We start from the raw sequence: 14415 nt of genomic DNA on the forward strand, positions 1-14415 counted from the left end.
GTTAGGGTCGTTGTCACCTTGCGCGGTTATACTACTCAGTGCGTAATTTTTTACCCTAATCTGGAAGGAACCTATGACCACAATCTCCCGCCATCCGGCCTTCTTATCGCTGCAGGGCGGTATCAACTTTCGTGACCTGGGCGGCCAGCGTACCGCCGACGGCCGCCGCGTGCGGTCGGGGAAGCTTTTCCGCTCCGGCTCGCTGCATATGATGACGACCGCTGACTTAACCCACCTGGACGCTATCCCGCTCAGCCGGGTGATAGATTATCGCGATCCGGGAGAAGTGCATCGCAGCCCCGATAAGCTGAACGAAACGGCCCACTATCTCAACGCCCCGGCGAATCCGCACGTTCGCGACGTCAACGCTAAAGTCACCGAGCTCAGCGCCGCCACGCTCAACGCCCTTAACGGCGAGCAGTTTATGCTGGAGCTCTATCGCCAGTTGCCGTTCAACAACGCCGCTTATCGCCAGCTGGCCGGTTGGCTGATGGAACCCTTCGACGGCGCGCTGCTGCAGCACTGCGCGGTGGGCAAAGACCGCACCGGCGTTGGCTGCGCATTGACGCTGTTCGCCCTCGGCTGCGATCGCCATACGGTGATGGAAGAGTACCTGCTGACCCAGGGCATGCTGACTGAGGTCGAGAATTTCATGCTCGATTCCCTCGGCGATGAACTGACCGCTCGCGGCCGGCAGAACCTGGCGGAAATCATGACGGTTCATGAGTCTTATCTTGCTGCCGCGCTTTCTCAAATCGACGACCGCTACGCCAGCGTCGATGCCTGGCTGGAGAAAGAGTATCAGCTTACGCCGCAGGCGCGTGAAGCGCTCCAGTCGCGGCTTCTGGAGGGGTAATCCCCTCCCGTTTTCAGGCGGCAGGGCCAGCGTTGACGGGCTACACTCTCGGTCACAGGAAAAAAATGTGATTTCGTACACATCTCATTTACCTGTTTGGCGGAAAGCACATATAATGCGCTCCCATCGACTCCCTGTTTAAACTGACAAAGGCCTGTGCGGCATTAACATCGCCCACGACATAAAGATTATGAAATTATCAACACTCTTCGCGGCAGCCTTCGCCATCGTGGGCTTTTGCAACACAGCTTCTGCTGTAACTTATCCTCTGCCCACCGACGGCAGCCGTCTGATTGGTCAGAACCAGGTGATCACCATTCCGGAAGGCAACAAGCAGCCGCTGGAATACTTCGCCGCCGAATACCAGATGGGTTTATCCAACATGCTGGAAGCCAACCCGGGCGTGGACACCTTCCTGCCGAAAGGCGGCACCGTGCTAAACATCCCGCAGCAGCTGATCCTGCCGGACACCGTGCATGAAGGTATCGTCATCAACAGCGCGGAAATGCGCCTCTACTACTACCCGAAAGGCACCAACACCGTTATCGTGTTGCCGATCGGTATCGGCCAGTTAGGTAAAGACACGCCGGTCAACTGGGTCACCAAAGTTGAGCGTAAAAAAGCCGGTCCGACCTGGACCCCTACCGCCAAAATGCATGCGGAATACCGCGCGGCTGGCGAACCGCTGCCAGCGGTTGTTCCGGCCGGTCCTGATAACCCGATGGGCCTGTACGCCCTGTATATCGGCCGCCTGTACGCCATTCACGGCACCAACGCCAACTTTGGTATCGGCCTGCGCGTCAGCCACGGCTGCGTGCGTCTGCGTAACGACGACATCAAATTCCTGTTCGAAAACGTGCCGGTCGGCACCCGCGTTGAGTTTATCGATGAGCCGGTAAAAGCGACGACTGAGCCAGACGGCAGCCGCTTCATTGAAGTTCACAACCCGCTGTCCACGACCGAAGAGCAGTTCCAGGGCGGTGAAATCGTGCCGATTAATCTGACCAAATCAGTGCAGGCGATTACCAGCCAGACTGACGTAGACCAGAGCGTGCTCGATCAGGCGATTCAGAACCGTTCCGGTATGCCGGTGCGTCTGAACTAAACGCGCATAATGCAGAGAGTGGCGGGCCCGGTGCCCGCCATTTTTTTAACCGTTATTGACCAGAATGATTCCGCCGTGATCGTAGCGATAGTGGCAATGGGCATACTCCAGCGGCGTACCATCCTCCAGATAGATCACCTGTTCGACCTCCAGCACCGGGTCGGTCGCTTCGCAGTTGAGATGTTCTCTGTCCAGCGCCTGCGGTTTCATCGCCCGCACTACCCGATACGAGCCCATCATTTTAAGCCCCAGCGTCTCCTGTACGTAGCGAAACACCGAGCTTTGCAGAATCGTTTTATTCAGGCCGGGCACCAGCGCAACGGGCATCACGGTGAGATCCAGCGACACGGGCTCCTCATTGAGCAACCGCAGACGGACGAAATCATAGACCGGGGCATCGGCGTCAATCAGCAACGAGCTTTGCTCTTTTTCCGTGGGGAAACGCAGCTCGAAGCGAATCACCCGGCTGGTGACTTCCCCTAAATGTTCCCAGGTTTTGGTGGCGCCAAAATAGTCGCTGCCGGGTAGCTCCCACTGCGAAAGCTGGAGGAAATTTTTGCGCACGAAGGTCCCCTGCCCCTTACGGGTGTAGATAAGGCCTTCGACAATCAGCTGGCGCATCGCCTGTTGAATGGTCATCCTGCTGGTGCTGAACTCTGCCGCCAGGGCGAACTGATCGGGTAACGGCGCGCTGGCGGGATACTGGCGGCTGATAATACGTTTTTTGATTTCCCGCGCGATACTCAGATATTTGGCCGTCATTCCCCGATCCTTTTACGTGACTGATTGTGGCTGGCGGGCAGAATATACCATCTGCCCGCGCGAGGCGCCGCTACATCTCTGCGCCATGACTATGGATGACCCGTTTCAGCCAGGCATAGCTTTTCTTCGGTACGCGCTTAAGGTCCTTGAGGTCGTGGTTTTCCCGGTTCACGTAGACAACTCCGTAGCGTTTACGCATATCGCCCTGCGAACTGAGGATATCGATCAACCCCCAGCCCAGGTAGCCAATCACCTGCGCGCCATCGTCAAATATCGCCTCTTTCATGGCGTTGATATGGTTGCGATGATAGGCAATGCGGTAGTCGTCAGCCACCTGGTTTACGCCGTCCCAGGACTCAATCACCCCAATGCCGTTTTCTATCGGGAACACCGGCAGACGCCAGTCGTTGTAGTAGCGGGTAATAATGGTGCGAAAGCCCAGCGGATCAATCTGCCAGCCCCACTCGGTGGCCTCCAGATAGTCATTCTTTTTATCGCCAAACTGCATGTAATAGTTGACCGGCGTGCCCGGAGGGATCGGGTCGCTATCCAGCGCTTTGCTGGCATAGTAGCTAAAGGCCAGATAGTCGATTTTAACCTGCGCCATCAGCGTCAGATCCTCTGCTCGGTAGATATCCTCCAGGCCTTCGCGGGCGACCACGTGCATGACCTCAGGGCTGTAGCCCTCCCCGGCAAAGGCGCGCAGCAGGTTCTGGTTTAAAAACTCGTCCAGCTGCTGGGCGCAAAGAATATCGCGCGGTTTGCAGGTGGCGGGATAGACCAGCGCATGGGCCAGCATCCCGCCCATCAAACACTGCGGCTTAGCCTGGTGCAGATACTGCGTCAGATGAACGTGGGCCATCATCACGTGATGCTGGATCTGATACAGCTCGCGCAGGGTCTTCTCGCCGCGCATATAGCCTGAAATCAGAAACGCGTCCGGCATATGGTAAAGATTCTGCTCATTAAAGGTCAGCCACCACTTCACCTTGTCGCCAAAGCAGTCAATCATTTTCTGCCCGTAACGAATAAAGGCCTCCATTACCCGACGGTCGGTAAAACCATTAAAGCGTTCAGCCAGCGACAGCGGCATATCGAAGTGATACAGGCAAATCATCGGCTCAATGCCACGGGCAATTAACTCGTCGATAAACTGGTGATAGAAAGCAATACCTTCTTCATTGAACTCACCGTCGCCTTCCGGGCAAACGCGGCTCCAGGCAATCTGGAAGCGGTAACAGTTCATGCCCAAATCCTGCATCAGGTCGAAATCTTCCCGATAGCGATGGTAGGAGTCGGTCGCCACCTTCCAGTCGGAAGCAAATTCCGCCGGCTGACGAATATCGTAAACCGACATCCCTTTTCCGCCCTCATTCCACGCCCCTTCGGTTTGCATACTGGAAACCGAGTTACCCCATAAAAAATCTGCCGGCAGTGTTCTGTTCATCTCTCGCCCCTATGACTAGTCATATAATTTTCATGACTAGTCATATAAACGAATTTTCATTAGCAGGCAAAGTCGAGGATCGTTTTTTGTGAGCGCCACGGATAAAAAAAGCCGGATCACGACGCGGGCGATCCGGCTTAGAGGAAAAGAAATTACTGCTGTGCGAGCTGATTGCGACGATATTCGCCCTGACGCTCCAGCATCCAGCCCGGATATTCCCGCGGCAGCGCGCTGACCGCATCAAGCCGCGACAGTTCATCATCGTTCAGGGCAATGCGGGTCGCCGCCAGATTATCGGTAAGCTGTTCGACCCGCTTCGCGCCAATAATCACGCTGCTCACCGCCGGCTGGTGTAGCAGCCAGGCCAGCGCGATTTGTGCCACCGAAACGCCCTTCGCCTCGGCAATCTCGCGCATCACATCAATACAGTCAAAAGCCCGCTCTCTGTTCACCGGCGGGAAATCAAACTCCTGACGACGGCCGCCGCTCGCCGACTGCCCATCGCGATCGTACTTACCGCTGAGCAGACCTCCCGCCAGCGGGCTCCAGACCATCAGGCCCAGCCCTTCGCTCTGCATCATCGGCACCAGCTCGCGCTCCAGATCGCGCCCGGCAAGCGTGTAGTAAGCCTGCAAAGAGGCAAAGCGCGCCAGCCCAAGGCGTTCGGAAATGCCCAGCGCTTTCACTATTTGCCATGCCGCCCAGTTCGACACCCCGATATAGCGGACGTGGCCGTGCTGCACCAGATTATCCAGCGCATACAGCGTCTCTTCGATCGGAGTCGCAGGATCGAAACCATGAAGCTGATAGAGATCGATATGATCGAGCTGCAGACGACGCAGGCTCTCTTTGACGCTGCTGATAATGTGATAGCGCGAACTGCCGCGCGAGTTCACGCCTGCAGTGCCGGTTTCGCCAAAGACTTTAGTCGCCACCACCACGTTTTCACGCGGCACTTTCAGATTCTTTAGCGCCTGGCCGGTAATCTCTTCCGAGCGTCCTTCTGAATAGACATCAGCGGTGTCGATGAAGTTAATGCCCGCATCCAGCGCGTTGCCCACCAGTTGCTCTGCTTCCGCCTGGCGCAGCTGCCCCACTTTCCCCCACAGGCCGCCTTCACCACCGAAGGTCATGGTGCCCAGGCACAGCTCAGAAACAAAAAGGCCGGTATGACCCAATTTTTGATAACGCATAGGACTCTCCTTCAATCAGGGTGATTCACTGCCGTGAAGAGAGTTATACCCCGGAAAAGGAGAACGCGAATGTGGCGTTTCTGTCCGTTTCTTGCCCAATTCTCTGAATATCAGAGCTGCAGCAGGCCGTATCCCACCAGCGCCGCCCACAGCAGCATGGGGAGCGAATAGAGATGGAAGCGCCACCAGATGCGACGATCGCCAGCCATGCGCAGCGCAATCAGGTTGGCCAGGGAGCCCGGCAGCAGGCCAAATCCGCCGACGTTAACCGCCCAGGCCAGCAGCGCCGATGGCGGAACGTAGTTGAGCAGTAAAATAGTTGCCGGAACGTTGCTGATAAACTGCGACAGACCAATCGTGGTCAGCCACAACCCTCCCGCCGAGAGCTGGCCAACGCCGTTAAGCGCATGCTGTAGAACGGGGAGCTGGGTCAAGAGGTGAACATCGATAAACATCGCCATAAACACCAGCAGCAGCGTCCAGTCGACGTTAACGATCACCGCCCGCGCGAGCAGCAGGAAACCCAGCGCGATCAGCGCCAGTCCCCACAGCTCCTGTTTTAGCTCCAGGGCGGTCAAAAAGACGACATAGAACGCCAGGCAGCTCCAGACCAGCTTTGGCCGCCAGGAGGGCGCCCTGTCGCTGCTCTGATAATTGAGATGCCTGGGGGGGAAACAGAACCAGCACAGCGCAAGCAGTGTCATCATCATCGCTGCTGCCAGCGGCAGCATCTGGCCGATAAAGGCCGGGAATGAGAGGCCGGAGCGCCCCCATAGCAGGATATTTTGCGGATTACCGATAGGGGTTAACAACGACCCGGCGTTCACCGCCAGCGCTTCGAAAATGATTAACCGGCTGGTCGGAATAGCGCACCATTTTTTCAGGGTCAGCGTGAGCGGCACAACGATAAACAGCGCCACATCGTTGGTTAAGAAGGTGGATAGCAGCGCGGCCGCCAGCACCATAAATATAGCCAGCTGGCGCTCGGTGACGAAGCGGCGCGCCATTTTGCGCCCTATTACGTCAAAAAAGCCGCTCAGTTCAATGCCTTTGGTCAGTAGCATCAGCCCGCTAAGGGTGATAATCGTATGCCAGTCAATGGCGTGTAGCCAGCCTGCAGGGGCAAACGGTACAAAGAAGCTTAAAACAACGCCGACAACCAGCAGCAGGTGTAGAAAGCGGTCGCGGATCAGCGACTGAACAAAGACGAGGTTCATTCTCCCGATGACCCCTGCTTGAGGGTAAACTGTTTAAACATCGCCAGCGTCTCTTCGCTGACGTGGTGCTCCATACCTTCGGCGTCGCGACGCGCAATCTCCGGGCTAACGCCAATCACCAGTAAAAAGTTTTCCACGATCTGGTGACGTTCGCGGCTTTCATGCGCCAGCTTCTCGCCTTCAGGCGTTAAAAAGATCCCCCGCCAGGGGATCTGTTCGATCAGCCCAACGCTGGCCAGTCTTTTTAACATTTTGGCAACTGTTGGCTGCGACACCCCAAGCCGCGCGGCCATATCCACCTGGCGGGCTTCGCCCACTTCCATTATCAGATCGGAAATCAGCTCCACGTAGTCATCAATCAACTCCCGACGATGCGCCTCGCGTACCTGACGAAATCCCTCAACGTGTTCTTCGACATTCACTAGCTGCGTCACTTTTTTTGTTATTGGCTTACCTGCGCGACGGTTCATTGTGCTTCCTCATTCCTGTGACGCATCAAGCATCATATAAAAGGATCCCCATTGTAATGGATCGCGCACAGAGAACAAAAAATTAACGTTTTAGCCATAGCTATAAAATATAGCCTGTGCTATATCTGTATGTAATACACACATCCTTCAAGGAGCGAAGGACGAAGTTACAGGAGGTCGATATGAATGAATTCAAGAGGTGCTTAAACGTGTTTACCCATTCTCCTTTTAAAGTGCGGTTAATGCTTGTCGGGATGCTGTGCGATCTGATCAACGGCAAACCGCAGCAGGATAAACCCAACAACTAATGCGGCGTCGCGGTACGCCGCTTCATTTTTCTGCCACAAATTCCTGCCACACTGGCTGATTACTCAGCGCTTCAGCGACTTTTTTCAAGTTTTGTAAGCTTTCTCCCAAAACAATCCGTTATGGACTGTTGACCTTACCATTTGCAAGCCCTATCTTTTGTCAGCCCTGCCACTACTGCGGCTCGCAGAGACCCTCTTCACGCACTGTCCAGCAGGTTTTACCCCTTGATGCCAGGGGATACACATGGCTCTTTTTGATTGTTTACTATGAATGTCACGCTGAAAGAAACGCTGGTCGCCCGCAGGCCGGTACTGAACCCATGGACAGGATTCTACTTTTTACAATCGCTGTTTATTAACCTGGCGCTGGGCTATGAGTTTAGTCTGCTCTATACCGTTGCTTTTACTTGCGTGCTGCATCTGCTGTGGCGGAGCTTTCCGCGCGCGCAAAAAGTAGTCGTTGGCGTCTATTCACTGCTGGCGGCCATGTACTATCCGTTTGGCCAGGCCTACGGCGCGCCGAATTTCAACACGCTGCTGGCGCTGCACGCCACGAACATCGAAGAGTCCACCGAAATCCTCACCATTTTCCCGTGGTACAGCTATCTGCTGGCCGTGTTTATCTTTGCGCTCGGGGTGATTGCCGTGCGCCGCAAACCGGAAGCGCCGGCGCGCTGGGGGAAAACAGATACGCTGGGACTGCTGTTCTGCATCGCTATTTTCTTTCTGCAACCGGTGCAAAACCTTGCCTGGGGCGGCGTCTTTAAGGTCATCGATACCGGCTACCCTGCCGTCCGCTTCGTTAAAGATGTGGTGGTGAATAATAGTGAAATACTGGATGAGCAGGCGCGGATGGCGCAGCTGGCGAATATGAAAGACAGCTGGCACGTGCTGGCGGTAAAGCCAAAGTATCATCTGTACGTGGTGGTTATCGGAGAGAGCGCGCGCCGTGATGCGCTCGGCGCCTTTGGCGGCCACTGGGACAATACGCCGTTCGCCAGCTCGGTCAAAGGCTATTTATTCAACGACTATATCGCCGCCAGCGGTTCAACGCAGAAATCCCTCGGTTTGACCCTGAACCGGGTGGTCGACGACAAACCGCAGTTTCAGGATAACTTTGTCACCCTCGCCAACCGTGCCGGTTTTCAAACCTGGTGGTTCTCAAATCAGGGGCAAATTGGTGAATATGATACGGCGATTGCCAGTATCGCCAAACGCGCAGACGAAGTTCAGTTCCTTAAAAACGGCGATTTTGAGGCCAACAAAAACACTCAGGATGAGCAGCTATTAAAGCTGACCGCGCAGGTGCTTGCCACCCGCCGTACCCAGCCGCAGCTAATCGTCCTGCATTTGATGGGCTCACACCCGCAGGCCTGCGATCGCACCAAAGGCAAATACGCCGTTTTCGTGCAGTCGAAAGAGACCTCCTGCTATCTCTACACCATGACGCAAACCGATACGCTGTTGAGCAATCTTTATACTCAGCTACAGAATTCGGGGGAAACCTTCTCGATGACCTATTTTTCCGATCACGGTCTGGCCTTTAAGGAGCGCGGGAAAGAGGTGCAGTATCTGGCACACGACGATAAGTACCAGCAGAATTTCCAGGTGCCGTTTATGGTGATCTCCAGCGATGATAAAGCGCATAAGATCATTAAAGCGCGACGTTCCGCCAACGACTTTCTCAGCTTCTTTTCGCAGTGGACCGGTATCAGCGCTCAGGAGATCACCCCGCGCTATCGCTTTATCTCAGAGCAGAAGGCTGGCCCTATCTACATCACCAACTTCCAGCTGAAGAAGGTCGACTACACCCATCTGGGGACCGACGCGTTCACCGTCAATTAACGATGGCGCGTAAGTCGCAGGCAAAAAAAATCCGCCCAATGGAGGCGGATTTTTTATATCACCGAAGTGATTAGAAGCGGTAACCTACGCCAGCGATCCAGGTGCCAACGTCAACGTTACGAATGCGAGACTGCTCGTAGGAGAAGTCCAGAGCAACGTTTTCGATCGGGTTGAACTGCAGGCCAGCACCGTAAGAGAAACCGTAGTCGCTCATGTCAGTTTTGTTCGGGTAGCTGTTGTTCTGGAATTTACCGTAACCAACACCTACTACGCCGTAGATGCTTGCCCAGTCATTCAGACGGTAAGCCGGACCTGCGGTGATGCCGTAGTACTGGCCTTTTTTGTAAACGCCAGACTCAGAACGATCTTTCTCGGTGTAGGTGAAAGAACCGATAACACCCAGCGGGTTGTTGTCTTGCTCGTAGCGGTACTTCAGGTTGAAACCGCCTGCTTTGTTAGCTTCGCCCTGCATGTCGCTCTGAGCGTAACCACCGGTAACGGTAGAAGTCGCAGCGAAAGCAGTGGTGCCTACGGATGCAGCCAGAACAACGGCCAGTGCTGAAAAACGTGCAATTTTATTCATAACCACCTCAAATGTGTTTCTAATAAGTCCTAAGTCTTAAATATAACAAAAACTTTTGGGAAACTCTTTTCACTTTACATTGTCTAACGTACTTTTTCATGTAACTAAAGGTTTCTACGTTTCTATAACAAACTGGAAAACAAACCTTTTTTACAAATATAGACCTATTAAGGCCTATAAAGCACCCGACGTGTATCCAGATTATTCCTAATCTTCTGGTGAATTTATCTTCGCCCCCGCGCTATTGTACTGCTTTCACTCCCCTTTTTTTCAACAATAGCTCAACCGGCGCGGGGTAATTCATTTACACTGGAACCTTTACCGCATTTGACAAAATTGACAGGAGAAAGGATGCCCGGCTCGTCCCGCAAAGTACCGGCATGGCTGCCGATACTGGTTATTTTAATCGCCATGATTTCCATTCAGAGTGGCGCATCGCTGGCCAAATCGCTGTTTCCGCTCGTCGGCGCGCCCGGTGTTACCGCCCTGCGCCTGGCTCTCGGTACCTTCATCCTGGTGGTTATTTTCAAACCCTGGCGTCTTCGCTTTGCGCCGGAGCAGCGTCTGCCGCTGCTCTTCTATGGCCTGTCGCTGGGCGCGATGAACTACCTGTTCTATTTATCAATTCAGCGCATTCCGCTAGGCGTTGCCGTCGCGCTGGAATTTACCGGCCCCCTGGCGGTGGCGCTCTTTGGCTCCCGCCGCCCGCTGGATTTCGTCTGGGTAGCGCTGGCGGTGCTTGGACTCTGGTTTCTACTGCCGCTGGGGCAAAGCGTTGCCCAGATCGATCCCATCGGCGCGCTGCTGGCGCTTGGCGCCGGCGCCTGCTGGGCGGTCTACATTCTCACCGGCCAGCGCGCAGGGGAAGAGCATGGTCCTGCCACGGTCGCCATGGGATCGCTCATTGCTGCGCTGGTCTTCGTGCCGATGGGGATGATTCAGGCCAGCGATACGCTATTTCAGTGGGGACTATTGTTACCGGGCCTTGGGATCGCCATTTTATCCACTGCTCTGCCCTATTCTCTGGAGATGGTGGCCCTCACCCGCATGCCCAGCAAGACCTTTGGCACCCTGATGAGCATGGAGCCCGCTTTGGCCGCGCTTTCCGGCATGGTGTTTCTTGGTGAAACGCTAACTGCAACCCAGACCCTGGCGCTCGGGGCGATCATTCTGGCATCAATGGGCTCGACGCTGACAATGCGCCGGGAGACAAAAATTCAGAAAGTCGACATCAGTTAAAGAACAGGCCCTGAGCAAGAAAACCAGTCAGGGCCTTTGATTCATAAAGATTTTTGCCAATCCAACAGCCCTGCGCTATCAGACCGATAGAGACTACCGCCGCTGCAAAGCTCAAATCCGTTGCTATACTTAATTCCGCAAGTTATTGGGATGAGACGCTCCGAATAATTCGAATTTGAAGTATGACGAGTACAAATATCAAGAGGATATGACATTATGAGTACCGCAAAACTGGTTAAAACTAAAGCAACGAATCTGCTCTATACCCGTAACGACGTCGCAGATAGCGCGAAGAAAGCGACCGTTGAGCTGCTGAATCGCCAGGTGATCCAGTTCATTGACCTGTCTCTGATTACTAAACAGGCTCACTGGAATATGCGCGGTGCAAACTTCATTGCCGTTCATGAGATGCTGGACGGCTTCCGCACCGCGCTCGTCAACCACCTTGATACCATGGCTGAACGTGCCGTCCAGCTTGGCGGCGTGGCGCTGGGTACCACTCAGGTCATTAACAGCAAGAGCCCGCTGAAAAGCTATCCGCTGGATATCCATAGCGTCCAGGACCACCTGAAAGAGCTGGCCGACCGCTATGCCATCGTCGCCAACGATGTGCGTAAAGCCATCGACGAAGCAAAAGATGAAGATACCGCTGATATCTTTACCGCCGCTTCCCGCGACCTGGATCAGTTCCTGTGGTTCATCGAAGCGAATATCGAGTAAGCCAACTGCCGTCAGCCACGCTGGCGGCTTTTTTATTTCTTTTCCCCACGCCCCGCTTCGCACCACATTAGTGCATGAGATTGGTCAAAATACGCGCCAAAGTAAATCAATTGTAATAATCACCTCACACAATCGTTACATCAAGATTGTTTTAACATCAGGGTTTGCGTTAAAAATGCACTTGTTATGCGATGCGCTTATGATGCACCAAAATAGCGCCCCATATCGGTGCGTTTAACGTTATCCCTTATCAAAATCGTGCAGCAGGAATTATCCTGGTTGTTATAAAACAACAGGTTGTAAAACTGGCATGATTTTTTCATAAGGCAACTCGTTCTCGCAGGGGATCGTCCCGTGGATATAAAAGGAAATGCTATGAAGTCTGTATTTAAAGTTTCACTGGCTGCACTGACCCTGGCTTTTGCGGTTTCTTCTCACGCCGCTGATAAAAAACTGGTTGTCGCTACCGACACGGCGTTTGTTCCGTTCGAATTTAAACAGGGCGATAAGTACGTCGGTTTCGACGTTGACCTGTGGGCTGCCATCGCAAAAGAGCTGAAGCTTGACTACACCCTGAAGCCAATGGACTTCAGCGGTATTATTCCGGCGCTGCAAACGAAAAACATCGACCTCGCGCTGGCGGGGATCACTATCACTGACGAGCGTAAAAAAGCCATCGACTTCTCTGACGGCTACTACAAAAGCGGGCTTCTGGTGATGGTGAACGCAAATAATAACGAAATTAAGGATGTCAAAGACCTGAACGGTAAAGTGGTTGCCGTGAAGGGCGGTACCGGCTCGGTAGATTACGCGAAAGCCAATATCAAAACCAAAGATCTGCGCCAGTTCCCGAACATCGATAATGCCTATATGGAACTCGGTACCGGGCGCGCCGATGCGGTTCTGCACGATACGCCAAACATCCTTTACTTCATCAAAACCGCAGGTAACGGTAAGTTCAAAGCGGTAGGCGACTCGCTGGAAGCGCAAAACTACGGTATCGCTTTCCCGAAAGGTAGCGACGAGCTGCGTGAAAAAGTGAACGGCGCGCTGAAAACTCTGCGTGAAAACGGCACTTATAACGAAATTTATAAAAAATGGTTCGGTACTGAACCTAAATAATAATTAGCGATGCTCTCTTCCAGGCCTGCTGTGGTCTGGTAGACCTGGAGCTTTCCGGGCTACCCGTCAGCAGGCCTGAATAGTTTTCTCAGAGGAATTTCCTCTGTTTTCGACACGGTAACAGGAACATATTATGCAGTTTGACTGGAGTGCCATCTGGCCCGCCATCCCCATTTTGCTGGAAGGCGCCAAAATGACGCTGTGGATTTCGGTCCTCGGCCTGGTCGGCGGTCTGATAATCGGTTTGGTAGCCGGTTTCGCCCGCTGTTTCGGCGGCTGGATTGCCAACCACATTGCGCTGGTCTTTATTGAAATCATCCGCGGCACCCCGATTGTGGTGCAGGTCATGTTCATCTACTTCGCTCTGCCGATGGCCTTTAGCGATTTACGTATCGACCCGTTCTCCGCGGCGGTAGTCACCATTATGATCAACTCGGGCGCCTATATTGCGGAAATTACCCGCGGCGCGGTGCTGTCGATTCACAAAGGCTTCCGGGAAGCCGGCCTCGCCCTGGGTCTTTCTCGTCGCGAAACTATTCGCTACGTAATCCTGCCGCTGGCGCTGCGCCGTATGCTGCCGCCGCTGGGCAACCAGTGGATTATCAGCATTAAAGACACCTCGCTGTTTATTGTCATCGGCGTAGCCGAGCTGACCCGCCAGGGCCAGGAAATTATTGCCGGTAACTTCCGCGCGCTGGAGATCTGGAGCGCCGTTGCGGTTATCTATCTGATCATCACCCTGGTGCTGAGCTTTGTTCTGCGTCGTCTTGAAAGAAGGATGAAAATCCTGTGATTGAATTTAAAAACGTTTCCAAGCACTTTGGCCCAACCAAAGTGCTGCATGATATCGATCTGAAGATCAACCAGGGCGAAGTCGTGGTGATTATCGGGCCGTCCGGCTCCGGTAAATCGACCTTGCTGCGCTGTATTAACAAACTCGAAGAGATTACCAGCGGCGAGCTGATCGTCGATGGTCTGAAGGTCAACGACCCGAAGGTTGATGAGCGGCTGATTCGCCAGGAGGCCGGGATGGTGTTCCAGCAGTTTTATCTGTTCCCGCACCTGACCGCGCTGGAAAACGTGATGTTTGGCCCGCTGCGCGTACGCGGCGCCAATAAAGCGGCGGCGGAAAAACTGGCGAAGGATCTGCTGGCAAAAGTGGGCCTCGCGGAACGCGCGCACCACTACCCTTCCGAGCTTTCAGGCGGCCAGCAGCAGCGCGTAGCTATTGCCCGGGCGCTGGCGGTTAAACCTAAAATGATGCTTTTTGATGAGCCAACTTCCGCGCTCGATCCCGAACTGCGTCATGAAGTACTGAAAGTGATGCAGGATCTGGCTGAAGAAGGCATGACCATGGTCATCGTCACCCACGAAATCGGCTTCGCCGAAAAAGTGGCTTCCCGCCTGATCTTTATCGATAAAGGGCGCATTGCCGAAGATGGCGATCCGCAGGTGCTGGTCAACAACCCACCAAGCCCGCGTCTGCGGGAGTTTTTACAGCACGTCGCCTGACCCCAGCCCGGCTCTCCCTTCGCGGGAGAGCCGCTT

Annotated in this window: 15 protein-coding genes; 9 read left to right on the top strand and 6 right to left on the bottom strand. The window is 54.2% G+C overall.

Annotated elements, in window-relative coordinates:
- Positions 1-73 precede the first annotated feature (73 nt).
- Together KO1_RS12460 and ldtB are read left to right on the top strand one after the other, a co-directional pair.
- On the top strand, positions 74-856 hold the full coding sequence (locus KO1_RS12460; RefSeq protein WP_004100507.1) for a tyrosine-protein phosphatase: 783 nt from the start codon (positions 74-76) through the stop codon (positions 854-856).
- A 190-nt stretch (positions 857-1046) separates the two neighbouring features.
- Positions 1047-1961 carry a L,D-transpeptidase gene (gene ldtB / locus KO1_RS12465; RefSeq protein ID WP_004100506.1) on the top strand — a complete coding sequence of 305 codons (915 nt, stop codon included), beginning with the start codon at positions 1047-1049 and terminating at the stop codon, positions 1959-1961.
- Between the two features lie 45 nt (positions 1962-2006).
- Here the strand turns inward: ldtB and KO1_RS12470 are convergent, their stop codons facing one another.
- The 5 genes from KO1_RS12470 to mntR all read right to left on the bottom strand — a co-directional run bounded on the left by KO1_RS12470 (position 2007) and on the right by mntR (position 7050).
- Positions 2007-2723, bottom strand: coding sequence for a GntR family transcriptional regulator (locus tag KO1_RS12470; protein ID WP_004100505.1), 717 nt, complete (start codon positions 2721-2723; stop codon positions 2007-2009).
- A 70-nt stretch (positions 2724-2793) separates the two neighbouring features.
- On the bottom strand, positions 2794-4170 hold the full coding sequence (locus KO1_RS12475; protein WP_024273952.1) for a glycoside hydrolase family 1 protein: 1377 nt from the start codon (positions 4168-4170) through the stop codon (positions 2794-2796).
- Positions 4171-4322: 152 nt separating this feature from the next.
- A complete protein-coding gene (locus KO1_RS12480; RefSeq protein ID WP_024273951.1) occupies positions 4323-5363 on the bottom strand; it encodes an aldo/keto reductase in 1041 nt (346 codons plus the stop codon).
- Between the two features lie 110 nt (positions 5364-5473).
- Entirely contained in the window at positions 5474-6580 is a 1107-nt protein-coding gene (locus KO1_RS12485; RefSeq protein WP_023320619.1) for an anion transporter, read from the bottom strand.
- On the bottom strand, positions 6577-7050 hold the full coding sequence (gene mntR, locus KO1_RS12490; RefSeq protein ID WP_004100501.1) for a manganese-binding transcriptional regulator MntR: 474 nt from the start codon (positions 7048-7050) through the stop codon (positions 6577-6579). Before mntR ends, KO1_RS12485 begins: the two co-directional genes overlap by 4 nt.
- 182 nt (positions 7051-7232) lie before the next feature.
- Here mntR and mntS point away from each other — a divergent pair, with 182 nt between their 5' ends.
- Both mntS and KO1_RS12500 read left to right on the top strand, forming a co-directional pair.
- Positions 7233-7358: a manganase accumulation protein MntS gene (gene mntS, locus KO1_RS12495; RefSeq protein WP_004100500.1), complete on the top strand. Its 126-nt coding sequence runs from the start codon at positions 7233-7235 to the stop codon at positions 7356-7358.
- Positions 7359-7625: 267 nt separating this feature from the next.
- Entirely contained in the window at positions 7626-9203 is a 1578-nt protein-coding gene (locus tag KO1_RS12500; protein WP_064406939.1) for a phosphoethanolamine transferase, read from the top strand.
- 70 nt (positions 9204-9273) lie between these two features.
- Here KO1_RS12500 and ompX read toward each other — a convergent pair whose 3' ends face one another.
- A complete protein-coding gene (gene ompX, locus KO1_RS12505) occupies positions 9274-9786 on the bottom strand; it encodes an outer membrane protein OmpX (RefSeq protein WP_004100497.1) in 513 nt (170 codons plus the stop codon).
- Between the two features lie 351 nt (positions 9787-10137).
- On the opposite strand from ompX, the gene rhtA reads away from it, so the two are divergent.
- The 5 genes from rhtA to glnQ all read left to right on the top strand — a co-directional run bounded on the left by rhtA (position 10138) and on the right by glnQ (position 14379).
- Entirely contained in the window at positions 10138-11025 is an 888-nt protein-coding gene (rhtA, locus tag KO1_RS12510) for a threonine/homoserine exporter RhtA (protein ID WP_023320617.1), read from the top strand.
- Between the two features lie 216 nt (positions 11026-11241).
- Complete coding sequence (gene dps, locus KO1_RS12515) at positions 11242-11745, top strand: DNA starvation/stationary phase protection protein Dps (protein WP_004100493.1); 504 nt, start codon at positions 11242-11244, stop codon at positions 11743-11745.
- 375 nt (positions 11746-12120) lie between these two features.
- Positions 12121-12867, top strand: a complete 747-nt coding sequence (glnH, locus tag KO1_RS12520) for a glutamine ABC transporter substrate-binding protein GlnH (RefSeq protein WP_004100491.1) — start codon at positions 12121-12123, stop codon at positions 12865-12867.
- Positions 12868-13000: 133 nt separating this feature from the next.
- On the top strand, positions 13001-13660 hold the full coding sequence (glnP, locus tag KO1_RS12525) for a glutamine ABC transporter permease GlnP (RefSeq protein ID WP_004100490.1): 660 nt from the start codon (positions 13001-13003) through the stop codon (positions 13658-13660).
- On the top strand, positions 13657-14379 hold the full coding sequence (gene glnQ / locus KO1_RS12530; RefSeq protein ID WP_004111590.1) for a glutamine ABC transporter ATP-binding protein GlnQ: 723 nt from the start codon (positions 13657-13659) through the stop codon (positions 14377-14379). Before glnP ends, glnQ begins: the two co-directional genes overlap by 4 nt.
- Positions 14380-14415: the final 36 nt, after the last annotated feature.

Source organism: Klebsiella oxytoca NBRC 105695 (assembly GCF_001598695.1).
Lineage (GTDB): Bacteria > Pseudomonadota > Gammaproteobacteria > Enterobacterales > Enterobacteriaceae > Klebsiella > Klebsiella oxytoca.